We start from the raw sequence: 23561 nt of genomic DNA, 5'->3' as shown, positions 1-23561 counted from the left end.
CGCTATGGAAACCATGAACTCCCAAATCATGCTGATCGTCATCGGGCTTACCATGCTCGTGCTGGTGGGCGGCGGTCTGCTTTTCACCATGCTCCTTGGCAAGACGCGCAAGGAAACGCAGGCAAAGCTTGATCGTTTCAAGGCGCGTTTCGTGGCAGGCGCGCGCGGTGGTCCGCAGTCCGGTCGTTCGATCCGGGTCGGACAGGAAGAAACGGGGCTAGCCGGCATCCTTGCCGACATGATGCCGAAGAAAGAAGAGCTGCAGGCCCGCCTTGTGCGAGCCGGCCTCACCATCACGCTCGGCCGCTATGCCATGATCTGCGGCGGTATCGCGATCGGCACGCTGCTTGTCGCCCTCATTCTTGGCATCAATTTCGTGCTGGCCCTCGGGTTCGGCGTGGTTGCCGGTGTCGGCGGTCCGCACTTCGTGGTTGGCATCATGATGAAGCGCCGTATTGGGCGCTTTACCGACCAGTTCCCCGAAGCCATCGACCTGATGGTCCGCGGTCTGCGGTCCGGCCTGCCGGTCAATGAGTGCATCGCCAACATCGGGCGCGAACTGACGGCACCCACCGGCACCGAGTTCCAGCGCATCGCGGATTCGATGCGCGTCGGTCGCACGCTTGAAGATGCCCTTTGGGATACAGCCAACCGGCTGGATACGGCCGAGTTCAAATTCTTTGTCATCAGCCTTGTCGTGCAGCGCGAAACCGGCGGCAACCTTGGCGAAACGCTCGCCAACCTTGGTGGCATCCTGCGCCAGCGCCACGCCATGAAGCTGAAGATCAAAGCCCTGTCGTCAGAAGCCAAGGCCAGCGCATGGATCGTGGGGCTGTTGCCCTTCATCATGTTCGGCCTCCTGATGACCGTGAACGCCGGCTACGCGATGGAACTGTTCATCAACCCAAAGGGTACGATTGCCCTGATTGCCGGGCTCGTCTGGATGGGTGTCGGGGTCTTCATCATGGCCCGCATGGTCAATTTCGAGGTGTGAAGCGTGCAGGCGATTGAAGATATTCTTGGCATCAACATGATCGACCTCCTGTCGATCATGACAGGGCTTGTCGCTTTCGTGGTGATGTTCGCTGTCTATCAGGCAGCCCTTGTTCGCGACCCGATGAAGGGCCGTGTGAAAGCCTTGCAGGACCGCCGCGAGATGCTGAAGGCCGGCCTTGTCACGACCAAGCGCCGCACATCACAGGTCAAGAAGGCGGATTCGGGCGGGCTGATGCGGGTCCTCGCCGACAAGCTGAAGCTTCTGCAGAACGAACAGGCCAAGAAGACCCAGGCCCTTCTGGTGCAAGCCGGCTACCGCTCGAACGAGGCGCTTGTCGCCTATCAGGTGGCGCGGCTGGTGCTGCCGATGCTCTTCGGCCTGCTTGCCGTCTTCTTCTTCTATGGCCTCGGCGTCCTGCCGGACAAGAAAGCCTTCTATCCGCTTTATTCCATCGGTGCCGTATTCGCGGGCTACAAGCTCCCTGACCTTCTGGTGACGAACGCCAAGCTGAAACGTACCGAAGCCCTGCGCAAGGGCCTGCCTGACGCGCTTGACCTCATGGTCGTCTGCGCGGAAGCCGGCCTCACGCTCGATACCGCCCTGCAGCGGGTCGCGAAGGAAATGGGCCGTGCCACGCCGGAGATTGCCGAAGAGTTCGGCCTCACCTCCATCGAGCTCGGCTTCCTGCCCGAGCGCCGCACGGCACTATTGAACCTGGCCGAACGGGTTGACCTGCCGGCACTGCGCGGCGTGGTCACCACACTGATCCAGAGCGAGCGGTACGGTACTCCGCTTGCCACGTCACTTCGTGTGCTGTCGGCCGAGTTCCGGAACGAGCGCATGATGAAGGCGGAAGAGAAAGCCGCGCGCCTGCCGGCCATCATGACCGTACCGCTCATTCTCTTCATCATGCCTGCGCTGTTTGTGGTGCTGATTGGCCCTGCGGCCTGCCGGATGTCGGATAACTTCATCAACCGGTGACGCCGAAGTGGAGTTTCGCGCGCAATGCGCACAATTCCGCCACATTAAACATGGTTAATCCCCTGTTCAGCACAGAGAATCATTGACCCGGCGATACATAGATGTAAATTTAGAGGTGCGAGCGAGCGCTCCTTGCGCTTGCTCCATATTGCGGACGCGCTTCGCGTGACCGCAATATCCTCGCTGTCGTGACTCGGGCCGGGTTTTAATACCCGGCCATTTTTTTTGCAAAAACCGTGGGAATTCTGGGGATTGGCCGGGAAAGCATCCGGGGCGGCAGCGCCACCGGTTACCCGGTGACGCGCCGCCCCGGCTGTGCCGGACCCCGGGCTAGCAAGGGGGCAAACGGGTCCGGCTGGGGGGCTGTTGATTCTTACGCAAATGTCGGCGAACGGATCACTTTGCTGCAGCGCTTGTATACTTTGCCGCACAAATTTCCTGTCCTCCGCCGCCCTCGGCCGCAGTGCCTTGGTCCTGCCGTGGCCAGCGAGGAAGCCTTTTCAGGACATCCCGGCACTGCGCTTCATCACCCTGCGTCCTGTGCTGCAGGGAAGCTCTGGTCTGATCGTCTTGTCGCTGTCGTTGATCATCGACCTGTGTTTGTCTTCTTGTTGGCAAGTATGCCGGACCTGCCTATAATCGATCCAACGAATTGAACCTCTCACTCTGATCGGTAAAGTCGATGATATTTCCGCCCACCTTCAAACAGCTCAAGTATCTGACGGCGCTGCACCGCACGAACCATTTCGGCAAGGCCGCCGCCCTTTGCCACGTCACACAATCGACACTCTCTGCCGGTATCCAGGAGCTCGAAAGTCTCCTCGGCGCGCAGCTTGTGGAGCGCACGAAACGCAACGTGATGTTCACAGCCATCGGGCAGGAAGTGGTGCGCCGCGCACAGAAGATATTGAACGACGTGGAGGACCTGACCAGCATGGCCGCCGCCGCCAAGGATCCGCTGACCGGCATCGTGCGCCTCGGCATCATCCCGACAATCGCGCCCTTCATCCTGCCGCGGATCATGCCGGCGATCCGGGCCGACCTGCCGGGGATCGAGCTGCATCTCCGCGAGGATAAATCGTCCGAGCTCTGCGAGCTGATCCGCACCGGCGACCTCGACCTCGTGCTTTATGCCCTGCCCTATGCCTGCGGCGAGGTTGTCGAGATGCCGCTTTTCGAGGACCCCTTCGTGGCGGCCTATCCACCGGGCAAGGCGCCGGGGAAGACGATCCGCCGCGACCAGATTTCGCAGGAAAAGCTGCTGCTCCTTGAAGAAGGCCATTGCCTCCGCGATCACGCCCTTGCTGCCTGTGCCCTGATGGGCAAGTCGGCAGAGGCCGCCCTTGCCGGCACCAGTCTGCACACCATCGTTCAGATGGTGGCAGCAGGCCACGGCATCACGCTGCTGCCCGGTATGGCCGTGGAAGCCGGCCTGGCAGCAGACGCGGGCGTCGAAGTGGCAAGCTTCTCGGACGCTACGCCGGTGCGCACCATCGGCCTGATCTGGCGGCATACCAACCCGCGCGCCACCACGTTCGAAGCCCTTGGCCGCACCATCCAGCGCGTTATGCGCCCGTCAGAGGCGAAAAGTGATCGCGCCCGGGGGGCCGCATGATACCGTCATCCACAATCGAAGCTATTGGCCTGCACAAACCGGGAATTTCCATGACCGCCACTCTCCACCGTTTCCGCCTCGCCGCTATTCTGGCACTCAGCGTCCTTGTCCTTCTTCCCGGCCTCGCGCGCGCCGAAACGCCGGACCGCGAGCTGGATGCCTACCTGCGCCTCGCCATCGAACGCTACGGCGTTCCGGGCATGAGCCTTGCTGTACTGGTGGACGGCAAAACCTCCTATGTGCAGACCTACGGCACGGCCAGCATCGAACATCAGGTGCCGGTGAACCGTGACACGCGCTTCCCGCTCGCCACCATGACCCGCTTCTTCAATGCGGCAGCGGTGCTGGAACTCGTAGAGGACCGCAAGCTGAAGCTTGACGATTCTATCCGGGTGCTGTTGCCGGCCCTGCCCGCCAAATGGCAGGCCATCACGGTGCGTCACCTGCTGACCCGCCGGTCCGGCCTCGCCGACTATGCCAACCCGTCGTTCAATGGCGGGCGCGCACCGGCAAGCGCCGATGAAGCTGTGCTGGTCGCCGCGCGTGCCCCGCTCGCGTTTGAGCCCGGCACCCGAGCCGGCATCAGCCGCACTGAAGACCTGCTTCTCGCCGCTGTCGTTGAAAAAGCATCGGGCCGCCCGTTTGAAGGCTTCATGAAAAGCGAGATTTTCGAGCGCTACCAGCTGACGGATGCGGCCTATGGCGGCAGCCGCGTGCTGATCCCCAACCGGTCCGAGATTTATCAGGCCCTGCCGCCCGGCCCCGAAGGCCTGACGCTCGAGCGCCGCAGCGATCTTGACCTGCCGCGTTTTGAATTTGCGACCCTTGGCCTCAATGCCTCCTCAGCCGAAATCGCCGACTGGATGCGCCTGCTGCTGTCCGGCAAAATCCTTTCGAAGAAGACGCTGAAGGCTGCCATGACGCCCGAAACGGACGGCGACCGGCCACAGCCCTTCACTCCGCTGTTCGAATATGCTGCAACCCCGCGCTTCGAGGTCTTCGGCGCGAACGGTGCAGGCCTTGGCGACATCCGCCATTTCGTGCCGCGCGACGGCAAGGCCAAGGAAGTCACCATCATCCTGCAGATCAACGGCTCGCACCTGCCCTTCCAGCTGCCGACGCTGGCGCAAGGCATCGCCTCCATCTACGACCCGCAGTTTGGCAATCCGCTCGAGATGATCGGTGACCGGCTCTATGTGCTGATGCGGTCGGGCCAGACGAAAGACGCGCTGGCGCGCTATGACGCCTTCCGCGCCGACCCCAATTTCCAGACGCTGTCGACCGAACTGATCATCAACAAGGTCGGCTACGAGCTGCTGTTCAAGGGCATGACCGCCGAGGCGCTCACGCTTTTCGAGCTCAACACCCGCGACTATCCGAATTCGGCCAATGTGTGGGACAGCCTTGGCGAAGCCAAGCTGGCCTCTGGCGACAAGGATGCCGCCATCGCGAACTATCAGAAGTCGCTGCAGATCGATCCGACGAACATGAATGCGGTGCGGGTACTGGAGCGTCTCAATGCGCCGATCCCGCTGCAGGCGCCGACAACTCCCGAAAAAGACAAGAAGGAATGATGAAGGGCGGGAGCCTCAGGGCTCCAGCCGCATCCGCCAGCAATCGATATCGCCGCCCCGGCCGAGTGAGGTGAAACTGCCTTCGCCGTTCGGCGTGAAGCCTGCTTTTTCAAGCACCCGTCCGCTTGAGGGATTGTCCTTGGCATAGGCGGCCACCAGAAGCCCCGTGTGCCCGAACGACCGGGCAAGCGCGATGGCGGAGTGGCAGGCATAGGTGGCGATGCCACGGCCCCGCCAGTCGGCATGCACCAGATAGCCGATCTCGATCTCACCCGCCTTGTTGCGGAAGAAGGTCGCCATGCCCACAAGCGTGTCACCCAGATACACACCCCGATCCACCATCTCGCCGGTTTCCGCCTCGATACGGCGGCGATCGGCAAGGCGCTGCAGCGTCCAGGCCATGTCGGGATGTTTGGGGATGCTGCCGGTGTTGCGGGCCACTTCCGGCTCATCCAGCATGGCGCGGAAGGCTTCCGCGTCCTCATCAGGCACCGGCTTCACATGCAGCTTGCTGTCAGCTTCGCTCATCGTTCCTCCCTCCACTGAAAAAAGGGGCCGCCGCAGCAGCCCCTTCTTGTCAGCGCAATCGGACCTTCGTCCTCAGCGCTTGTATTCGGGCGCGCGGCTTACCGGATGATACCGCGCGGCAAGCTTGGTCTGGCGGCTCACCAGCGGGATTTCCTCGCCTTTGATCAGCACGTGATCGGGTGCTGAGGAAAGCTCCAAGGGATCACCGGACCAGACAACCACATCGGCATCCTTGCCGGCTTCGAGCGTGCCATAGCTGTCCGCCACGCCGAACATCTCGGCCGGGTTCACCGTCATGGCGTCCATCGCAGCTTCCCACGGCAGGCCGTTCGCCACCGCATTGCCCGCATATTGCGGCATCAGGCGCGCATTGTCTGTACCAAGGCCGACAAGCGCGATCTTGACACCCGCCTTATGGAGACGCGCAGCATTTTCCTGCGTGGCACCGAGCGTATCGAACGACCCCGGCAGGTTCTGGACCGGATTGACGATCACCGGAATCTGCGCGGCGGCCAGTTCATCGGCCACACGCCAGGCTTCGGCTGCACCCACGAGGATGACCCTGACGCCATAAGCCTTCTTCAGCTCGATCACCTTGCGGATGTCCGAGGCGCGGTCAGCCTGAACCAGAAGCGGCTGCTCGCCCTTCAGGACGCGGGTCAGTGCATCCTTCTCGGGGTCGGGCTTGGCTTCCTTCTTGTCCTTGTCGTCCTTGTCCTCTTTGCCGCCAGCTTTGGCGCCGTCGAGCTTCGAGCGTACCGAGTACCAAAGCGCCACACGGCTGCCGCCGTTGCTGGACGCGGCGCCCTCGTCAAGCTCAAGCCCGAGGGCTGCATGACGCTTCACCACAAGGTCCGGGCCGTTGCCGAGATGGATCACTGCCCCCTGGCCAAGCCACATGTCCTTGGAGCCTTCAAGGCCAGTGTAAGCGCGGGTCACGCCTTCGATCCGGGTCACCGGAATAAGGACGCTGTCGGGGTTGATGCCATCGGCGGCGTCCAGCGGGATCGACGCGTCGCCCTTGGCGCTGCCATCATCGATACCGGCCGAGAAGCCGACCTCGGTGAGGCCAAGCGTGGTTTCGGAAACCATCAGGCCAACCGTGACGATCTTGCCCGCGGCATCGATCACCTTGTAGCCCTCAGGCACCTCGCCAGCGGCGGTCACCGACTGGATCTTGCCGTCAGCGATCAGCACGGTTGCGTTTTCAACCTTGCCATAGCCACCCTTGGTGTAGGCGGTGCCGCCGGTCACTGCGATATTCTCGGCCATGGCCGCCGCCGAAACCCCTGCCAGCAGCGACAGGGCGAGCATGGAACGGATCATCTTCATTTCATGTCTCCTTCACCGGGCTGGCCGAGCTCAAAGTCCGAAACCGGACGCTTCGCCGGGTCATGGCGGTCATAGGTCACGGCGCCGTCCACAAAGGTGACGTCCGCCTTGGCATAAACGCTGTAGGGGTTGGCCGACCACAGCACGACGTCGGCATCCTTGCCGACCTCAAGCGAACCGGTCTTGTCACCAACACCGAGCGACTTGGCCGGGTTGAGGCTGAGCCACTGCCAGGCTTCTGCCTTGGTCACTTTCACGCCGGCCCGCTGGCCGTCCGCAAGTGCCTTGGCGGCTTCCTGATTGAGGCGCTGGATACCGATGTCGTCGTCCGAATGGACAATGGCGCAGGCACCGGCTTCATGCATGAAGGGGATATTCTCGCGGATGCCGTCGAAGGCTTCCATCTTGAAGCCCCACCAGTCGGCCCACATGGCGCCGCAAATCTTGTTCTCGGCAAGCTTGTCGGCGATCTTGTAGGCTTCCACCGCATGCTGGAACGACGCGATCTGGTAATTGAATTCCTTCATCACGTCGATCATCGTCACCATCTCGTCGGCGCGGTAGCAGTGCATATGCACCAGAATCTCGCCGTCAAGCACGCCCGCGAGCGTCTCGAGCTTCAGGTCGCGCTTCGGCGGCAGCACGTTCTTACCGGCTTTATAGTCGGCTTCGTACTTCTTCCATTCGCGCGAATAATTCTGGGCATCCGCCCAGGCCTGACGGTAACCCGCCACGTTGCCCATGCGGGTCGAAGGCCGGTGCAGCACATTGTGGTCGCCGCTGCCATAAACCCGCTTCGGGTTCTCGCCGCAGGCCATTTTCATGCCATAGGGCGCACCCGGGAACTTCATGTCCTGCCCGGTGCGGCCCGGAACGTTTTTCAGCGTGACCGAACGACCGCCCACAAGGTTTGCCGAACCCGGCAGCAGTTGCAGCGCGGTGATACCGCCCGCTGCCGCGCGCCAGAAGCCCGGGTCCTGCGGCCAGTTCGAATGCTCGACCCATGCGTCAGCCGTCACCGGCTCGCCTACTTCGTTGCCGTCCGAATGCGACGATACGCCGGGGCTTGGATAAACGCCGAGGTGGCTGTGCACGTCGATGATACCGGGCGTGACCCAGCGACCGGCTGCATCGATCACCCTGGCGCCGTCGGGCGCTGCGATGGACTGGCCAATCGCCTTGATCTTGCCGCCTTCCATGAGGATAGCGCCGCCTTCGATCTCGCCGCCCACACCGTCATAGATGTTGGCATTGACGATCAGCGTCGTCTGGCTTTCAAGCGGGGTATAGGTGGACGGGAACGGGTCCTTGTCGATCCCGACAAAGGGTTGACGCTCGCCTTCCGGTGAGCAGGCCGCGAGGGTCGCAGCCACGGCGGCAACGGCAATACCGGCAGCCAGTCGGCGGTGCGCCGACGCTTTCCAACGTGTCATTTTCTAGCCTCCCTGTGAGGTCCCTTTCCGGGCACTTCGCGGTGCAGCGTAGCAATGGCACGAGCGGCCTGTCACCTACTTCCGTGGTAAACATTGGTTTACCGCACGCAGATTTGACACATGCCCAAAAACAAAGCGGCGGACCCAAAGGCCCGCCGCCGGATTTTCGCATCAAAACGCCACTTAGTGGACGCCGTGCATGCCCTTTTTCAGAAGGGGCGTCATCACGAAGATGAAGGCGCCAACCCCGATCGCGATCAGGCCGATGGTCGTGTAAACATCCATCGTTGCCGTCATATCAAGGAGGCCTGCGTCAGCACCGTGTTCGGCAGCACCGGCAAGCGAGCTGATCCAGCCCGCCGCATAGTTGCCCATGGCGGTGAACAGGAACCAAGTTCCCATCACCATGCCGACGATACGGGGCGCGCTCAGCTTCGTCACCATCGACAGGCCAACGGGCGACAGGCAAAGCTCGGCAAGCGTCAGCGAGAGATAGATGAAGACCATCCACAGGAAGCTCTTCTCGGTGCTGTCATCCAGCCCCATGCCCCACGCAAAGACCACATAGCCAAGGCCGATCAGCAGCATCGAGATGGCGAATTTGGCCGGGGTCGAGGGCTCGGCATTCTTGTGGTTCAGCTTCACCCAGAGCCATGCCATCACCGGCGCAAACATCACGATGAACAGCGGGTTCAGCAACTGTACCTGCGATGCAAGGAAAGTGATGCCAAGGAAATCAAGGTCGAACTGCTGATCGGCAAGCAGCGTCAGGCTTGCGGCCTGCTGCTCGAACAGCGCCCAGAAGAACATCTGGAACACGATCAGGAAGGTGGCGACCCACAGGCGCTGCCGGTCTTCCTTCTCGCAGCTCATGATGCTGTACAGCACAAGGATGCCGACCATCACGAAGCCCGAAACGCCCAGAAGCTGGCCAACGAAGTCCTGATAGTGCATCAGGAACCATGCAAGGGCGACCATCAGGATACCGCTCAGGTAAATGGTCCATTCCTTGTTGATGCCAATCGGCGACTTCTCTTTCAGGATCGCCGGATTGGTAGGTTCGGCGCGGCCTTCCAGAAGCTTCTGGCCGCCAAGGAAGACGAGCAAGCCAAAGAGCATGCCGATGCCGGCAAGGCCAAAGCCGTAGTTCCAGCCGTATTTCTCGCCCACATAACCGACAAGCGCGGTGGAGAGCACCGAACCGAGGTTGATCCCCATATAGAAGATCGAGAAGCCACCGTCGCGGCGCGGGTCTTTCGGGCCATAAAGCGCACCAACAATCGTCGAGATATTGGCTTTCAGGAAGCCGACACCGGTGATGATCAGCGCGAGCGCAAGGAAGAAGATGCTCAGATATTCGCTGTGCTGCTTGATACGGATGTCATAGTCAGCCGTCGCGATCAGGCGGGTATCCTGCCCCTCGGCCACGAGATTGATCCCGGCCGAACGACCGCTTTCGTCCTTCACCGCGTCCACGCGGTAACGCGTGCCGTCCATGGTGATGAACTCGGCTTCGCTCGTCTTGTTTTCAGCCGCTTCGACGAACTCGACCTGATATTCGTTGCCATCAATGGTGAGATACCGTTCGGCGTGCGGGCCGTGGGCGGCCATCAGGCTGTGCCCGGCCACCAGCAGGATGGCACCGTAGGTCACCGCCTTGCGGCTGCCGAGATACCGGTCGGCAAGGTAGCCGCCGATGATGGGCATCATGTAAACGAGCCCGGCGTAGGCGCCGTAAATCATGCTCGCCTTGCCGGCGTCGAACAGGTGATATTTTACAAGATAAAGGACCAGGATGGTGCGCATGCCATAGTAGGAAAAGCGCTCCCACATCTCGGTCAGGAAGCAGACCACAAGGCCGATCGGATGCCCAAGAAATTCGCGTTCCTGCGAACCGGCACGTTCGGAAAGGTGAGTTTCAGCCATATCATCCCCGAAAGTTATTTTGATTGTCGCCGTGGTCTCGCTCCGTCCGCCCCCCGCGGAATCGGTCAGCCGCCCGGCCTGAGCTTTAAAAACCACAGAAGCCCGGCGGGTAAAAGCGGAATCGGTAACGATCTGGCAATAAACCCTGATTCAGGGCCTTGTTTCGCGCCACATGCGCCACATGGGCGGGCAGCCCGCAGCCGGCACCACTTCCTCGATCACCTCGAAGCCATGGGCGCGGTAGAATGGCACGTTCGATGCCTTCGAACTTTCAAGGTAGGCCGGCAACCGGTCAGCATCCGCCCGCTTCAGGCCTTCGCGCATCAGGGCGCCGCCAAGGCCCTGCCCCTGCCGGTCGGCACGAACCGAAATCGCGAACAGATAATGATAGCGCGCCTTGGGCTTGCGGCTTTTCATGAAGGCATCGAGCTTCAGGATATTGGCGACCGATCTCATGCCGCCATGCTTCAAAAGCGTCGCGGCCACCTGCACCGACGGCCACAGGGGCAGGTCGAACGAGCTGTCGGGCGGCAGCCACAGGGCACCCGCCGATCCGTCAGCCGTTTTGTGGCCGTAACCGCGCGGCAGATACAGGTGACGGGCGAGCATGGTGAACACAGGCCGCATGCCCGATGTGCCCTGATAGGCCCAGAGATTGACCGGATCATCGGCAAAGCCGTCCGCGATGATATCGCCGATCAGGTCATGCTCGTGCTGCCCCAGTTCCACAATCGCCGACGACATTGCTGGACTCCCCCGTCTTTTTATTCTGGCCAGCATTGCCTTCCTTTGCGACAATGGCAACGGGGAAATGGAGAGGGAAACAAGCGTATGTCAACTCAGTGGCAAACCCTCAAGCCGTCGGACATCCTGACGAGCGAACAGTCGCACCGCCTGCGTCAGCGGTCAGACCTGATGGGTTTCTGGCTTCTTGTACATTGCTGGGGTGTGATCATTGCCGCCTGGGCGCTTTATGCCTTTGTCCCCAATCCGGCCACATGGCTCATTGGCTGGCTCCTCGTTGGCGGGCGCCAGCTGGGCCTTGCCATCCTGATGCATGAAGGCAGCCACGGCATGCTCTTCCGCACGCGGCGGCTGAACGAAACGCTCGCGGTATGGGCAGCCGGTGCCCCGGTGCTTGTTGATATGGGCGCCTACCGCAAGCGGCACATGGCGCATCACCGCTTCACCCGCACCGATGACGACCCCGAAAACTTCCTGTACACGCCCTTCCCGGTGAGCCGCACCAGCATGGGGCGGAAATTCCTGCGCGATATCACCGGCATCGCCTTCTGGCGCGGCCAGATCGGCCTGTTCCGGTTTGTGAAAGCGAAAGCCGGATGGGCCGGCGTGTGGCACTATTACAGCCGTCCGCTCGCCTTTCATGCGCTGCTGTTCGTCTGCCTCGCGGGGCTTGGGCGTATCGATATCTTCCTGCTTCTATGGCTGTTGCCGCTGATGACCAGCTATCCGCTGGCGCTGCGCGTGCGAAATATCGCCGAACATGCCACCGTGCCGGACCTCGCCGACCCCTTGCGCAACAGCCGCACGACGCTTGCGAACCCCATCGAGCGGGCTTTCTTCGCGCCTTACTGGGTGAATTATCATATCGAGCATCACCTGATGCCTTACGTGCCCTGCTACCGCCTGCCGGAGCTGCACGATATCCTGAAGGCACAGGGCATTACGGAGCGGATGGAAATCCGTAAAGGCTATCTCGATATCCTGCGCCTCAATGCCGGGCTGAAAACGGAAAAGGCGGCCTGAAGCCGCCTTTCACCCTGTTCGCCTGAGGCGTACGCTCAGTTCGGGCTTGGTGCGTTCAGCGGCTTGCAACCGTAGGCGTCTGCCGTGCCGTCGGAATTCTTCAGCACATAAGGCTCCATATCCTTCTGGCAGCCGAATGTCTCGGTGTCGCCGTTTTTCAGCGTCACGGTCATATAGCCGCCGGGATAGCGCTCTGACTTCCAGTCGCGGCGGTAATCATGGCCGTCACCGGCATTGATCACGCAGCCACCAAGCGCAAGGCCGATTGCGGGCAGAATAAGGGCGTGGGCAAGTTTCATTGTGTCCTCCTGTCGTCGTCACATCGTTTGAACGATTGTTATATCGAATTGATATAGGGACGATAGAGACAAAGCCCGGGAACGGCAAGCCCTAAAAACGCAGCTCCACCCCGGCCCGCACAAGGCGGCGGGCGGCAAGCGTCTCTTCGCCGGCTGCCGAAAGCGCCGAGACGACCCGCGCGTCAAAGAGATTCTCGGCGTCCAGCCGCAAGGTCACGGCCTCGCCCGCCTGCCACGCCGCACCTGCATTGAACAGGAGGGTCGATTTCAGCCGCCGGGTCGCAAGGTCGTCGTCATACTGGCCGGAGGCATAGCGTCCCTCAACGGTCAGCCGCACGTCCCCTTCGCGCCACACGGCCCGGCCGGTCAGTGTATGCCGCGGTGTCAGCGGCTGGGGTTTGCCCACAATATCGGGGCTCGTGGCCGCCGCCGTCACCCGTGCGCGGGCATATTGGTAAGCGCCATACAGGAAGAGATTGGTGTCGAGTGTCATCTCGCCCGATATCGCCACGCCGTCCGTCACGCTGCGGTCGATATTGGTGCGCTGGCGCAGCGTCCCGCCCTCGGGAATGAATCCGGCAACCGGGAAGGTGCCGGGGCCGACCCCGATGGTCACATTGCCGACCCCGTCATGGAGCCAGGTGCGAAACAGCGTCACTTCTCCCCGCACAGTGGCAAGCGGCCGCCACGCCACACCGGCCTCAATGCCATAAAGCGTTTCGGGCGTCAGGTTGGCGTTGGCTTCCGTGATATCGTTCCCGACCCGAAACGGACGATAATATTCATTGATCGTCGGCAGGCGCCAGGTGCGATAGGCCGACGCCTTCATCTCGATCGCGTCGGTGGCGGCGTAAGATGCCCCCAGCCGACCTGTCCAGACCCAGCCGTCCTTGTCGGGCACATCCAGCGTCAGGACCGGGTCACCGGTCGCCAGGTCACTTTCCACCCGCTCGCCGTTATAGGTACGCCAGCGATCCAGCCGCGCCGTGGCACTGAGCGTCAGCTTGTCCGCCACATGGGTCGCCTCACCGTAAAGGCCGAGGATCGATTGCTCGCCGCCCGCCGTGCGTTCACGGGTGAAGCCGCCGCCGAGGTTGCGGAAATATTCATTGACCGTGCCCTCCATCAGGCGGGCATCGGCACCGATCTCCAGCCCCGGCATGCGATAGCGCACGAGCGCGCCATAGCCACGGGCGGGCACGTCATACTGGTCAAGCACGGGCCGCGAAAGTTCGCGCGCGTCATCCAGCACGGCCACGAACACATTCTCGAAGTCCTTGCGCTGGGCATAGACCATCGCCTCGATAGCGCGGCCTTCCGCCATGCCATGCACCAGCCGCAGCGACCCCGCCCAGCCCTCGGTGCGGTTGGTGGCACCGGCAAGGCCGTTGAGCCGGTCTTCGGCTTCATAGCGCAGTGCGAAATCAAGCGTTGTGGCAGGGCCGACATCGGCACTGGCACGGAGGGAGGCGTGATCGGCTGAATGCTCCGCCCGTTTGTCCGCTTCCCCGCGCCGGTCGGCATCCACCAGATAGAAGCCATCGGTCGCCAGATGCCCGCCGGTGAGGGTCAGGCTTGCCCGCTCCCCCGCAACATCAAGCCTGCCGCCGATATCCTGTGTATCGAAACTGCCGTAGGAACCCGCGACGCGACCGCCAGTTTCTTCAGGCCGCCGCGATTCCATCAGCACCGCCCCCGAAAGCGCCTGCGCGCCGAACACGCCGGGCGTGCCGCCCGCCATCACGGAAACAGACTGCAGGTCCGCCGTATCGATGGCCGACCAGTTGACCCAGCCACCGAACGGATCGGATAGCGGCACACCGTCCAGCATCACAAGCACACGGCCCGCGCCGTTCGCCCCCACGCCGCGCATGTTCAGCCCCTGCGTTGTCGGGTGTGCACTGAGGCTGCCCGCGGGGCGGAAAAGCCCCACACCCGGCATGCTGCGCAGCAGGTCATCAAGCCTCAGCGCCGGCATTTCCTCGATTTCCGCCGCCGTGAAGCGCGTCGCCGTGATTCCGGTCGTCTCCACCGGTAGCCTGAGGCCGACGACTGCCACGGTATCGATCTCGCTTGCAGCCGCGGGGACCACGGATACGGCAAGGCTGACAAGGCTCGGGAAAACAAGGCGCTGCACGCGGCACTCCATGATACTGGCGATATTCTCGCCACCTTAAAGCGCACCTTCCGCCTGTCAATCAAGGCACGCGGATGCCACGCAATTTCAATCGCCCCTTTTCTGCGAAGGGAAGGTAGCCTAGCTATAGTAACAACCGCAGACTGCCAGACCGACGAAAGCGAGCCGATGAGTTTCAACCAGCCCTGTTCCGCCACCCTCGAATTCCTGATGCGCCGCCGCTCGGTCAAGCCGCGCGACATGGTCGGCCCCGGCCCCGACCGCGCCGAGATGGAAGCGATCCTGAAGGCGGCGACCCGCGTGCCGGATCATGGCAAGCTCACCCCATGGCGCTTCATCGTGCTCAGTGGCGACGACCGCGCCCCGCTTGGCGACCTCATCGCCCGCGCGCTGGTGCTTGAACAGGAAACGAGCGAAACGGTGGCCGAAAAGATGAAGGGCTACGCGACGCAGGGCCCGACGCTTGTGATTGCCATTTCGTCGCCGCGTGACACGCACCGCATTCCGCTGATGGAACAGGATATGTCGGTGGGCGCTGCCTGCCAGAACCTGCTGGTGGCCGCCCACGCGGCGGGCTTTGTCGGATCGTGGCTCACCGGCTGGGGCGCCTACAGCCGCACCGTTGCCGATGGCCTCGGGCTCGAACCGCAGGAGAAGATCGCCGGCTTCATCTTCCTTGGCCGCCAGGATGCCATGCCGGAAGAACGCCCCCGCCCCGATCTGGACGAGGTCGTCACCTGGGGCTGGCCCACAGCATGACAAAAACCCCCTACCGCCCCGATCCCGCTTTCCTCTCGCTTGGCGACGGCTTTGCCGACCCGGTGAAGGCGGCGGATTTCCCGAAGACGGTCCTGCGCTACAGGAACGACCGGGCGGCGGCGGAAGTGGGGCTGGATCACCTGTCGGACGAAGACTGGCTCCGCCATTTCGGGCGTTTCGCCCCGCTTGAAGGCAACCTCGCCGAGCCGCTGGCCCAGCGCTATCACGGCCACCAGTTCCGGGTTTACAATCCCGATATCGGCGATGGCCGCGGCTTCCTTTTTGCCCAGATGCGCGACACACAAGGGCGGCTTCTGGACCTTGGCACCAAGGGCAGCGGCACCACACCCTACAGCCGTTCGGGCGACGGGCGACTGACGCTCAAGGGTGGGGTGCGCGAGATCATAGCGACCGAAATGCTGGCAGCACTCGGCGCCAACACCAGCCGCACCTTCAGCCTCATCGAGACGGGCGAAAGCCTGCACCGGGGCGACGAGCCCTCGCCGACGCGCTCGAGCGTGCTCGTGCGCCTCACCCACGGCCATATCCGCATCGGCACCTTCCAGCGCCACGCCTTCTTCTCGGATACCGAACGGCTGGAACGGCTCGTTGATTACAGCCTCAAAACCTACGCCGGCATTGAACCCAAGGGCAGCGCCACCGAGCGCGCCTTGGAGCTCCTCGCCTACGCCACCGCGCGCACGGCGGAAAACGCCGCCGACCTGATGGCTGCAGGCTTCGTGCACGGCGTGCTGAACAGCGACAATATCAACATCACGGGCGAGATTTTCGATTTCGGCCCGTGGCGGTTCCTGCCCGAAATGGACCTCGGCTTCACCGCCGCCTATTTCGATGAAAGCGGGCTTTATGCCTATGGCCGCCAGCCCGATGCCATCCACTGGGACCTTTACCAGCTGGGCGGCGCGCTCGCCGATATCGCGCCCGAGGAAGAGCTGCGCAGCGTGCTCGCCGCCTTCCCGCAAGCCTATATGGAAGCCCTGCGCACCCGCCTCACCCGCCGCCTTGGCCTGAAGCCGATGGAAAACAGCGTGGCCGACGCCCTGTTCGCCGCCATGAGCGATTTCATGGTGTCCGAGAAATGCCCCTACGAGCGCTTCTTCTTCGACTGGTACGGCGGCCCCTTGAGCGAGGCCCGCGCCAAGGCGAGCCCGATTGCAGCGCGCTACGACACCGAAAAGTTCGCCCCCGTCCGCGCCGCCCTCATGACCGCCACGCCGCGGCGCGCAAATGTAACGGGGCATGAATATTTCCGGGGCGAGCCCTGCACCATGCTGATCGAGGAAGTGGAAGCCATCTGGGCCGAGATCGCCATTCATGACGACTGGCAGCCGCTTTACGACAAGATCGACCGGATCAGGCTGATGGGGGAAGCCCTCGGCAACTGAAGCAACAAGGGGAGACGCGCGATGCCGGCCACGAAAATCATCTTCAAGGGCAGCCAGGACCATGATCTCGCCGCGAAGCTCGACGCGCCCGAAGGCACACCCCGCGCCTATGCGCTGTTCGCCCATTGCTTCACCTGCGGGAAAGACCTGAACGCCATCAACCGCATCGCCCGTGCGCTGAACGCCGAAGGGATCGCGCTGTTCCGGTTTGATTTCACCGGGCTAGGCCTATCGAACGGCGATTTCGCCAACACGAACTTCTCGTCAAACGTCGCCGACCTGATCGCGGCCGCTGACCATATGCGGGCAGAGCTCGCCGGCCCCGCCATCATGCTCGGCCACAGCCTCGGCGGCGCCGCCACGCTTGTCGCCGCCGGCAGCGTGCCCGAGGTGAAGGCGGTCGCCACCATCGGCGCGCCGGCGGACAGCGAAAATGTGCTCAAACAGTTCGGCCAGCATCTGGAGACGATCGAGGCCGAAGGCGAAGCCGAGGTGAACCTGTCAGGCCGGCCCTTCCGCATCAAAAAGCAGTTTATCGAAGATGTCCGGGCGCAGTCCGTGCACGACCATATCGCAAGGCTCAAAAAGCCCCTTCTGGTGATGCACTCGCCCATCGATGCCACCGTCAGCGTCGATCACGCCCGCCGCATCTTCGATGCCGCCAAACACCCCAAAAGCTTCGTCTCGCTCGACAAGGCCGACCACCTGCTGATGGACCGCGCCGAGGACGGCATCTATGTCGCAAAAATCATCTCGGCATGGGTGAGCCAGTATATCGAGTGAGCGCAGTATGTGATCTAATCTCGGGGATTAGTGCGCTAACAATCAGGACCATCGTGGGATGACTAATTTTGAGATATTGACTCTGGTCGCTATTCTTGTCGGACCAATCGCTGCGGTTTGGGTGGGACATCACCTGCAAGACCGGCGTGAGACAAAACTTCGTCAGCGAGAAATTCTCAAGGGACTCATGATTGGTCGAATTGACATAACGTCGGGTGATTTTCTTAGAGCCATCAATATCATAGAGATCGATTTCAACGACGACGAAAAGATCATGAAATCCTTTAGGGAGTTTATGAGAGTCATCAACAATAATCAGTCGTCTGAATTTCCCAGGGTCTTCACAGACCTTTACATACGCATAGCTGAGTCCATTGGTCTAAAATTTGACCAACTTGACATTATGCAAGGCGGCTACCTCCCCGGCGGCGCTGCTGAACGGGCCGCACTTCAAATGGAAACGCTTAAATTTATTGATGCCCTCTCAAAAGGGGAAAAAGTTGTACCGGTCTTCGTTGTGCCCCCAGCGAACGAACAACCACCTCAGCTGCAAACAACCGCACTGCCTGACGAGCAACCGAACCCAGCCAAACAAGGATAAGAATGGGTTGAGCAATCAACCAATCCAAGGGCGAAAAGCTTAGAACTTGGAAGCTTGCTAAACCCCAAACACTTCCGCCAGCACGTCGAACGGCAGCATCACGCTGCCCTTGCGGCCGGGGTGGTCCTTGACGGGGGCGAGGAGGGCGAGGTCGGCCCATGCTTCGGGGAAATCGGCTTCCCCTGTGGCGACCATATGGCGGAAGCGGGTGTTGATATCCTCGAACGTGGCTTTATCGAGCCCGATCACGTGGCTCCCGACGATGGCGGCTGTGGCCTGGCCGAGCGCGCAGGCCTTCACCTCCTGCCCGAAATGGGTGATCACCCCGTCCTTCACGTTCGCGTCAGCGGTGAGGCGGCTGCCGCACAGGCGGCTGGTTTTCACCACCGTGATATCGGGCGCCGCCAGACGCTCGGTCAGCGGGATGCGCGTGGTGAGGCGCAGGATTTCCTTGGTGTAAAGCTCGGCCATGGCCAATCCCTTAAAGCCGCTTTGAGCCTTGCACAAGGGCCATCCGCCCCCATATATGAACACACTTGTGTGTGCCGCCGCTTGGAGGCACACTCAGGGCAGGTAGCGCGCTGCTGCCTTCGGCCTGTTTCGCCCGGCCGGTCATCCATCGTCGGATGGCCTGCGTAAAAGGGGAGACAGGCATTTCGGTCTCTGGTTCAACGCACCGCCAACTTCCCATTTCGGAAGGCAGGCGGTTACCACGAGGCCCTCCGAAGACGAAAGGATATCCGAATGGATGCCGTACTTGAAAGGGTCGAAGACCCTGAACTGAAGGTATTCCCGCAAGGAACCGTATCTCGCCCCAGCCGGGCCGAGGCGGAAGCCGCGGTCCGTACCCTGATCCGCTGGGCGGGTGACAACCCCACCCGTGAAGGCCTTCTCGATACGCCCAAGCGCGTGGTGAAGGCCTATGAGGAATTCTTCAAGGGCTACAAGGAAGACCCTGCCGAAATCCTCGCCCGCACCTTTGCCGAAGTCGAAGGCTATGACGACATGGTGGTGCTTCGCAACATCAAGGTCGAAAGCCACTGCGAGCATCATATGGTGCCCGTGTCCGGCACGGCCCACGTGGCCTATATGCCGGATGGTTCGGTCGTCGGCATCTCCAAGCTCGCCCGCGTGGTGGAGGCTTATGCCAACCGCCTGCAGACGCAGGAGACGATGACGGCCCAGATCGCCAATGCCATCGAAAAGCACCTGAAGCCCAAGGGCGTCGCGGTGGTTGTCGATGCCACCCACCAGTGCATGACCTGCCGGGGTGTGAAGCACGGCGACGTGTTCACCACCACCCGCCAGTTCCGCGGCGTGTTCAAGGAAGAGCGTGTCGAGCGCCAGTTCTGGGATCTCGTCCGCGCGCAACAACCGCGTGGTGGCGCCTGAGACGCCTGATGGCCATCAAAAACGCTGACAGAAGCGACCGTGCTGCGGTCGAAAATGGTCTGACGCTCGCGCTCAAATATGATGAGCGCGGGCTCATTCCCGTTGTCACCACCGATGCCGCATCGGGCACTGTGCTGATGCAGGCATGGATGAACGAGGAAGCGGTCGAGCGCACCATCGCCACCGGCGAAGCGCATTACTGGAGCCGCTCACGGGGCGAGCTCTGGCACAAGGGTGCCACCTCCGGCCAGATTCAGCGCGTGATCGATTTCCGCACCGATTGCGATCAGGACAGCCTTTGGCTGGTCGTCGAGCAAGCTGGCGGCGGCTGCTGCCATGTCGGCTATGAAAGCTGCTTCTACCGTGCCCTCCCCGTGGGTGAGGCCGTGGACGGCCCTGTAGTGCTCACCCAGAAGCTGACGAAATAGCCGCTTCCGCACCGATCTGGCGCCGGATATGATCGCGCCCATGATTGCCGACCATCTTGCCCGCTTCATTGCCTCTGCCGTGCCCGGCGCGCGGGCCCTGGGGCTTGTCGACGAAGCCATTGGCATTCAGGCGCGGCACCGTCGGCAGGCCGAGGCATGGGCACCGCACCTGACCCGCACGCGGGATATCATCACCAGCCACCTTGAGTTCGCCGATCCGGCCGAGCCTGTTGTCGTGCTGGGCGCCGGGCTCGGGCTCGATCTGCCGCTCGGTGCCCTTGACGCCCATCCTTCAGGCGCGCTGCTGATCGATGCCGTGCGCCTGCCCGCGATGCGGAAAGCGCTCAAAGAATACGACAATCTCGGCTTTGAACTGCATGACGTGACCGGCCTGATCCGGCCTTACGCCAAGGCGCGGGACGGCGCTGCGGTCGAGGCACCCGCGCTTGCCCCCGTGCCGGTTGCGGGGGCTGGCATGATCGTCAGCGTCAATCTGCTGTCGCAGCTTGCCCTGCCCTTCATCGACAGCCCGCCCGAAAGCGAGGAGGACAAGAACACCCGGCGCGCCCTCATCGCCGCGCATCTCGATGCCCTGAAGGCTGCCGATTGCCCGGTGCTGCTGATCACGGATGTGATGCGGGAAGAAGCCGATGCGCTCGGAACCCGGGCTTATGAAACCGTCCCCGCGGACCTGATCGCCGACTGGCCGGGGGCAGAGGTCGCCCGCTGGGACTGGCATCTGGCGCCCAAGGGAGAAAACCGCGACGGCACGACCATCACCCTGCAAGTCGGCGCCTGGTTCAGGCGCTAATCCCCATCCGCCGCCGCCAGCGCCACCAGAGCGCCCCATAGAGCATCGCAGCATAAGGCAGCAGCCAGATAACCCGCGCCTGATAGCGGTGATGGGGTTCCGACAGCATGCCGCACAGGGCCCCGTTCATCAGCAGCCCGCACACCAGAAGCCCGGCAAACAGCCGGAACAGCCTGTCATCTTCCCCGCCGCCATCGCGCGGACGGATGGAAAGGCACAGGATGCCGACAAGCGCCCCATAGACGATCCACAATTGCAGGCGGGAAAGGCTGGCGAGCAGCGGCTTCGATGTCACGATCCGCTGGGCGCGGATGTCGCCCGCAAGTGGCCCGAAATTCTTCTCGATCCCCGGCACCATCTGGCCATAGTAGAAATCTTCAACCGTGAACATATCCAGCTGGCGCTGCCAGTTATGGCCCGCGGACGCCAGCACCGCGCCGGGCTCCGCCGCGATGATACGGCCAACGAGGGTGAACTCTTCCTGCTCCAGCTGACGGCGCTCGGCACGCGTCATCGCGGTATAGACCCGCCGGTCTGGATGGGCCGACCACAGGAACCAGTCGATATTGATCGGCAGGTTCTGCATGTGATCGCACATCACCCAGCCTTCCTCGGGGCAGTTGGCTTTCAGGTACCGGTAGCCCGGCCCGTCGGCGATCATGCGGCCAAGGATGAAAGGCCGGCGCATCGGAGCCTCACCCTGGATGCCTTCCATCCCCACGCGAAACGCCACGTCTCCGCCGATCCCGGCAAGCACGACGATCACAAGCGGCACCAGCCGCACCGTGAAAGGTTTCAGGCGCTTGATCCGCCGGGAAAGGCCAAGGGCCGCAAACCCCAGCAGCGCGATGGCCACAAATCCGCCAACGAGGATGAGGTGCGTCTGGTGAAAGAGAACGGCAAGGATCATGACCGTGACAGCACCCGCCCGCTGCACCCTGCTCATCCGCTCGCCGTACACAAGGACAAGCGCGACGCCGAGAACCGCAAGCCCCGTATAGACATCCGGCATCGCGTTGATCACGAAGAAGGGCAAAGGTGTCAGAAGCGCCACAACCGCCGTAATGACAGCCGCCACCCAGGGCCGGTCACGCCCCAGCATCACGTCTGCCGCCAGCGCCAGCATATGGGCGGTGCTCAGGATCTGCACGGGGGCGAACGGCGCATGGCGCAGTTCCCATTGCATCAAAAGACCGTAATAGATCGACCGCCCGAGGAAGGAGAGGCCGCCCGTCAGGTCCACCCCGCGCAGATGCTTGAACAGCACCTCGGCACCACCGAAATAGCCCCAGCTATCGAAAAAGAAGATGAGCCCGCCATTCACCCCGAGGAACAGGAAGAAAGCGATTGTCGCCGTCAGGAAAGCGGCGAGGAAGGTTGGGCTGACCCTAGAAAACATGACGGCGGCTCATGGTAAAATTCCAGCCAAGGGCAGTGAGCGTTCCGGCCACCACCCCGATGATCGGTAAGGCTGCCACCACGGGCAGCGAGGCAACAAGCAGCGAATAGACGCTGAAATTGATCAGCCCGCCGATGCCGGTCACCACAAGGAACCGTCCCCACTGGTGGTGGGCCGCCATTTCGCGGCGCGCCTCGAATGTGAAACGGCGATTGAGCCACCAGGTGACGCTCGCCGCCGCAAGGATCGACCCCACCCGCGCGAGATAGAAACCGCAGAAAGGCAGCAGGGCATAAAGCATTCCGGCATCCACCACAAAGCCGATACCGCCGACGATGGAAAAGCGGAAAAGCTCGCCAAGGACGGCGCGTTCGTCCGTTGTCATGCGCCCCGGCCTGCGGAAGGCGCGTCACCGAAGCGCGGCACACCAAGGTAGGCAAGCGACCGCACTTCCTTTCGCGCCATGGCGACCATCGCGAGGATCAGGCCGGTGAAAAGGCTCAGGAGCCCCGTCATCATCAGGCCCATGCTGGCGATGGCGGTCGGCAGCCGCGGCACAAGACCGGTTTCCAGAAACTCCATCAGCACCGGAATGCCAAGGATAACGGCAGCCGCCACGAAAATGGCAGCAAGCGTCGAGAAGAATTGCAACGGCCGCTCGGCGCGCACCAGCCACTGGATGGTGCGGAGGATACGAATGCCATCCCGGATCGTGTGCAGCTTCGACGCCGACCCTGCCGGACGCTCCATATAGGGGGTGTCCACCTCGATCACTTTCAGGTCCAGCTCCATCGCATGGATCGTCAGCTCGGTTTCGATCTCGAAGCCTTGCGACAGGGCCGGGAAGGATTTCACGAAGGGACGGGACATGACCCGGTAACCGGTGAGCATGTCGCGTAGGTCCGCCCCGAAGACCGAGGCGACAAGCCCCGTCAGCATGCGGTTGCCGAAGCGGTGGCCGAAGCGGTAGGCCGCTTCCTCGTCGCTCACCCGCGCGCCGCACACCATATCGGCCCGCTCGCTTTCGAATATCTCGAGCAGCTTGTGAACCGACGGGGCGTCATAGGTCGCGTCACCGTCGATCATGATATAGATGTCGGCGTCCACTTCGCGGAACATGCGGCGCACTACATTGCCCTTGCCGCGCTTGTAAACCTTGTGCACCACGGCGCCGGCCTCGGCCGCCACCTCGCGGGTGCGGTCTTCCGATCGGTTGTCGAACACATAGATGGTGGCGTCAGGCAGTTCGCGCCGGAAATCCGCAATCACCTTGGCAATGGCGGCTTCTTCATTGAGGCACGGGGCCATCACGGCAATACGGGGCTTGGAAAGGAAGGCAGGGGCTGTCATCAAAATGGCATCCGCTTGAGGGTCCGGCAACCGGCCGGAACGT

At 62.3% G+C, this 23561-nt stretch carries 23 protein-coding genes; 12 read left to right on the top strand and 11 right to left on the bottom strand.

The window, feature by feature from the left end; translation table 11 throughout:
- Positions 1-4 precede the first annotated feature (4 nt).
- The 4 genes from PH603_RS04665 to PH603_RS04650 all read left to right on the top strand — a co-directional run bounded on the left by PH603_RS04665 (position 5) and on the right by PH603_RS04650 (position 5167).
- Entirely contained in the window at positions 5-994 is a 990-nt protein-coding gene (locus PH603_RS04665) for a type II secretion system F family protein (RefSeq protein ID WP_289504808.1), read from the top strand.
- Between the two features lie 3 nt (positions 995-997).
- Positions 998-1978, top strand: a complete 981-nt coding sequence (locus PH603_RS04660; protein WP_289504807.1) for a type II secretion system F family protein — start codon at positions 998-1000, stop codon at positions 1976-1978.
- A gap of 682 nt (positions 1979-2660) precedes the next feature.
- The gene (locus PH603_RS04655) at positions 2661-3593 is read left to right on the top strand and encodes a hydrogen peroxide-inducible genes activator (RefSeq protein ID WP_289504806.1); all 933 of its coding nucleotides are present in this window, start codon (positions 2661-2663) and stop codon (positions 3591-3593) included.
- A 50-nt stretch (positions 3594-3643) separates the two neighbouring features.
- The gene (locus PH603_RS04650; protein ID WP_289504805.1) at positions 3644-5167 is read left to right on the top strand and encodes a serine hydrolase; all 1524 of its coding nucleotides are present in this window, start codon (positions 3644-3646) and stop codon (positions 5165-5167) included.
- Positions 5168-5182: 15 nt separating this feature from the next.
- Here PH603_RS04650 and PH603_RS04645 read toward each other — a convergent pair whose 3' ends face one another.
- The 5 genes from PH603_RS04645 to PH603_RS04625 all read right to left on the bottom strand — a co-directional run bounded on the left by PH603_RS04645 (position 5183) and on the right by PH603_RS04625 (position 11130).
- The gene (locus tag PH603_RS04645) at positions 5183-5695 is read right to left on the bottom strand and encodes a GNAT family N-acetyltransferase (RefSeq protein ID WP_289504803.1); all 513 of its coding nucleotides are present in this window, start codon (positions 5693-5695) and stop codon (positions 5183-5185) included.
- A 72-nt stretch (positions 5696-5767) separates the two neighbouring features.
- A complete protein-coding gene (locus PH603_RS04640; RefSeq protein ID WP_289504802.1) occupies positions 5768-7027 on the bottom strand; it encodes an amidohydrolase family protein in 1260 nt (419 codons plus the stop codon).
- The gene (locus PH603_RS04635) at positions 7024-8460 is read right to left on the bottom strand and encodes an amidohydrolase (RefSeq protein WP_289504801.1); all 1437 of its coding nucleotides are present in this window, start codon (positions 8458-8460) and stop codon (positions 7024-7026) included. The genes PH603_RS04640 and PH603_RS04635 overlap by 4 nt, the downstream gene beginning before the upstream one ends.
- Before the next feature lie 183 nt (positions 8461-8643).
- Positions 8644-10386 carry a peptide MFS transporter gene (locus PH603_RS04630; RefSeq protein ID WP_289504799.1) on the bottom strand — a complete coding sequence of 581 codons (1743 nt, stop codon included), beginning with the start codon at positions 10384-10386 and terminating at the stop codon, positions 8644-8646.
- Between the two features lie 150 nt (positions 10387-10536).
- Positions 10537-11130 (bottom strand): GNAT family N-acetyltransferase, encoded by a 594-nt coding sequence (locus PH603_RS04625; RefSeq protein WP_289504798.1) that lies wholly within the window; start codon positions 11128-11130, stop codon positions 10537-10539.
- An 87-nt stretch (positions 11131-11217) separates the two neighbouring features.
- Between PH603_RS04625 and PH603_RS04620 the strand changes: the two genes are divergently transcribed.
- Positions 11218-12153, top strand: a complete 936-nt coding sequence (locus tag PH603_RS04620) for a fatty acid desaturase family protein (protein WP_289504797.1) — start codon at positions 11218-11220, stop codon at positions 12151-12153.
- A 35-nt stretch (positions 12154-12188) separates the two neighbouring features.
- Here the strand turns inward: PH603_RS04620 and PH603_RS04615 are convergent, their stop codons facing one another.
- Together PH603_RS04615 and PH603_RS04610 are read right to left on the bottom strand one after the other, a co-directional pair.
- The gene (locus PH603_RS04615; protein WP_289504795.1) at positions 12189-12452 is read right to left on the bottom strand and encodes a hypothetical protein; all 264 of its coding nucleotides are present in this window, start codon (positions 12450-12452) and stop codon (positions 12189-12191) included.
- A gap of 91 nt (positions 12453-12543) precedes the next feature.
- Entirely contained in the window at positions 12544-14589 is a 2046-nt protein-coding gene (locus PH603_RS04610; RefSeq protein ID WP_289504794.1) for a TonB-dependent receptor, read from the bottom strand.
- Between the two features lie 168 nt (positions 14590-14757).
- Between PH603_RS04610 and PH603_RS04605 the strand changes: the two genes are divergently transcribed.
- From PH603_RS04605 to PH603_RS04590, 4 genes are read left to right on the top strand one after another with little or no spacing between them, the layout of a single operon-like run.
- Complete coding sequence (locus tag PH603_RS04605) at positions 14758-15348, top strand: nitroreductase family protein (protein WP_289504793.1); 591 nt, start codon at positions 14758-14760, stop codon at positions 15346-15348.
- Positions 15345-16754, top strand: a complete 1410-nt coding sequence (locus PH603_RS04600; protein ID WP_289504791.1) for a protein adenylyltransferase SelO family protein — start codon at positions 15345-15347, stop codon at positions 16752-16754. The genes PH603_RS04605 and PH603_RS04600 overlap by 4 nt, the downstream gene beginning before the upstream one ends.
- 21 nt (positions 16755-16775) lie before the next feature.
- Complete coding sequence (locus tag PH603_RS04595) at positions 16776-17537, top strand: alpha/beta hydrolase family protein (protein WP_289504790.1); 762 nt, start codon at positions 16776-16778, stop codon at positions 17535-17537.
- A 58-nt stretch (positions 17538-17595) separates the two neighbouring features.
- Positions 17596-18138 carry a DUF6680 family protein gene (locus tag PH603_RS04590; RefSeq protein ID WP_289504789.1) on the top strand — a complete coding sequence of 181 codons (543 nt, stop codon included), beginning with the start codon at positions 17596-17598 and terminating at the stop codon, positions 18136-18138.
- Positions 18139-18195: 57 nt separating this feature from the next.
- Here PH603_RS04590 and PH603_RS04585 read toward each other — a convergent pair whose 3' ends face one another.
- A complete protein-coding gene (locus PH603_RS04585) occupies positions 18196-18609 on the bottom strand; it encodes an iron-sulfur cluster assembly scaffold protein (protein ID WP_289504788.1) in 414 nt (137 codons plus the stop codon).
- A gap of 273 nt (positions 18610-18882) precedes the next feature.
- On the opposite strand from PH603_RS04585, the gene folE reads away from it, so the two are divergent.
- Genes folE through PH603_RS04570 form a run of 3 tightly spaced genes read left to right on the top strand, consistent with a single transcriptional unit; the run spans position 18883 to position 20769 of the window.
- Positions 18883-19530, top strand: a complete 648-nt coding sequence (gene folE / locus PH603_RS04580) for a GTP cyclohydrolase I FolE (protein WP_289504787.1) — start codon at positions 18883-18885, stop codon at positions 19528-19530.
- Between the two features lie 8 nt (positions 19531-19538).
- Positions 19539-19958, top strand: a complete 420-nt coding sequence (gene hisI, locus PH603_RS04575) for a phosphoribosyl-AMP cyclohydrolase (RefSeq protein ID WP_289504786.1) — start codon at positions 19539-19541, stop codon at positions 19956-19958.
- A gap of 28 nt (positions 19959-19986) precedes the next feature.
- Positions 19987-20769, top strand: a complete 783-nt coding sequence (locus PH603_RS04570) for a hypothetical protein (protein WP_289504785.1) — start codon at positions 19987-19989, stop codon at positions 20767-20769.
- Here PH603_RS04570 and PH603_RS04565 read toward each other — a convergent pair.
- From PH603_RS04565 to PH603_RS04555, 3 genes are read right to left on the bottom strand one after another with little or no spacing between them, the layout of a single operon-like run.
- Positions 20759-22168 (bottom strand): hypothetical protein, encoded by a 1410-nt coding sequence (locus PH603_RS04565; protein ID WP_289504784.1) that lies wholly within the window; start codon positions 22166-22168, stop codon positions 20759-20761. The two genes, PH603_RS04570 and PH603_RS04565, sit on opposite strands and share 11 nt — an antisense overlap.
- Positions 22158-22553: a GtrA family protein gene (locus PH603_RS04560; RefSeq protein WP_289504782.1), complete on the bottom strand. Its 396-nt coding sequence runs from the start codon at positions 22551-22553 to the stop codon at positions 22158-22160. Before PH603_RS04560 ends, PH603_RS04565 begins: the two co-directional genes overlap by 11 nt.
- Positions 22550-23518: a glycosyltransferase family 2 protein gene (locus tag PH603_RS04555; RefSeq protein WP_289504781.1), complete on the bottom strand. Its 969-nt coding sequence runs from the start codon at positions 23516-23518 to the stop codon at positions 22550-22552. The genes PH603_RS04560 and PH603_RS04555 overlap by 4 nt, the downstream gene beginning before the upstream one ends.
- Positions 23519-23561 lie beyond the last annotated feature (43 nt).

The sequence above is a fragment of the Gimibacter soli genome, from assembly GCF_028463845.1.
Lineage (GTDB): Bacteria > Pseudomonadota > Alphaproteobacteria > Sphingomonadales > Kordiimonadaceae > Gimibacter > Gimibacter soli.
Note: the sequence above shows the minus strand (reverse complement) of the source record. Positions and strands in the feature narration are given on the sequence as shown.

Bases quoted from the DNA above. Each gene is read 5' to 3' on its own strand.
- PH603_RS04665 (WP_289504808.1), top strand. From the start codon at position 5: ATGGAAACCATGAACTCCCAAATCATGCTGATCGTCATCGGGCTTACC.
- PH603_RS04655 (WP_289504806.1), top strand. From the start codon at position 2,661: ATGATATTTCCGCCCACCTTCAAACAGCTCAAGTATCTGACGGCGCTG.
- PH603_RS04650 (WP_289504805.1), top strand. From the start codon at position 3,644: ATGACCGCCACTCTCCACCGTTTCCGCCTCGCCGCTATTCTGGCACTC.
- PH603_RS04645 (WP_289504803.1), bottom strand. From the start codon at position 5,695: ATGAGCGAAGCTGACAGCAAGCTGCATGTGAAGCCGGTGCCTGATGAG.
- PH603_RS04640 (WP_289504802.1), bottom strand. From the start codon at position 7,027: ATGAAGATGATCCGTTCCATGCTCGCCCTGTCGCTGCTGGCAGGGGTT.
- PH603_RS04635 (WP_289504801.1), bottom strand. From the start codon at position 8,460: ATGACACGTTGGAAAGCGTCGGCGCACCGCCGACTGGCTGCCGGTATT.
- PH603_RS04630 (WP_289504799.1), bottom strand. From the start codon at position 10,386: ATGGCTGAAACTCACCTTTCCGAACGTGCCGGTTCGCAGGAACGCGAA.
- PH603_RS04625 (WP_289504798.1), bottom strand. From the start codon at position 11,130: ATGTCGTCGGCGATTGTGGAACTGGGGCAGCACGAGCATGACCTGATC.
- PH603_RS04620 (WP_289504797.1), top strand. From the start codon at position 11,218: ATGTCAACTCAGTGGCAAACCCTCAAGCCGTCGGACATCCTGACGAGC.
- PH603_RS04615 (WP_289504795.1), bottom strand. From the start codon at position 12,452: ATGAAACTTGCCCACGCCCTTATTCTGCCCGCAATCGGCCTTGCGCTT.
- PH603_RS04605 (WP_289504793.1), top strand. From the start codon at position 14,758: ATGAGTTTCAACCAGCCCTGTTCCGCCACCCTCGAATTCCTGATGCGC.
- PH603_RS04600 (WP_289504791.1), top strand. From the start codon at position 15,345: ATGACAAAAACCCCCTACCGCCCCGATCCCGCTTTCCTCTCGCTTGGC.
- PH603_RS04595 (WP_289504790.1), top strand. From the start codon at position 16,776: ATGCCGGCCACGAAAATCATCTTCAAGGGCAGCCAGGACCATGATCTC.
- PH603_RS04590 (WP_289504789.1), top strand. From the start codon at position 17,596: ATGACTAATTTTGAGATATTGACTCTGGTCGCTATTCTTGTCGGACCA.
- PH603_RS04585 (WP_289504788.1), bottom strand. From the start codon at position 18,609: ATGGCCGAGCTTTACACCAAGGAAATCCTGCGCCTCACCACGCGCATC.
- folE (WP_289504787.1), top strand. From the start codon at position 18,883: ATGGATGCCGTACTTGAAAGGGTCGAAGACCCTGAACTGAAGGTATTC.
- hisI (WP_289504786.1), top strand. From the start codon at position 19,539: ATGGCCATCAAAAACGCTGACAGAAGCGACCGTGCTGCGGTCGAAAAT.
- PH603_RS04570 (WP_289504785.1), top strand. From the start codon at position 19,987: ATGATCGCGCCCATGATTGCCGACCATCTTGCCCGCTTCATTGCCTCT.
- PH603_RS04565 (WP_289504784.1), bottom strand. From the start codon at position 22,168: ATGTTTTCTAGGGTCAGCCCAACCTTCCTCGCCGCTTTCCTGACGGCG.
- PH603_RS04560 (WP_289504782.1), bottom strand. From the start codon at position 22,553: ATGACAACGGACGAACGCGCCGTCCTTGGCGAGCTTTTCCGCTTTTCC.
- PH603_RS04555 (WP_289504781.1), bottom strand. From the start codon at position 23,518: ATGACAGCCCCTGCCTTCCTTTCCAAGCCCCGTATTGCCGTGATGGCC.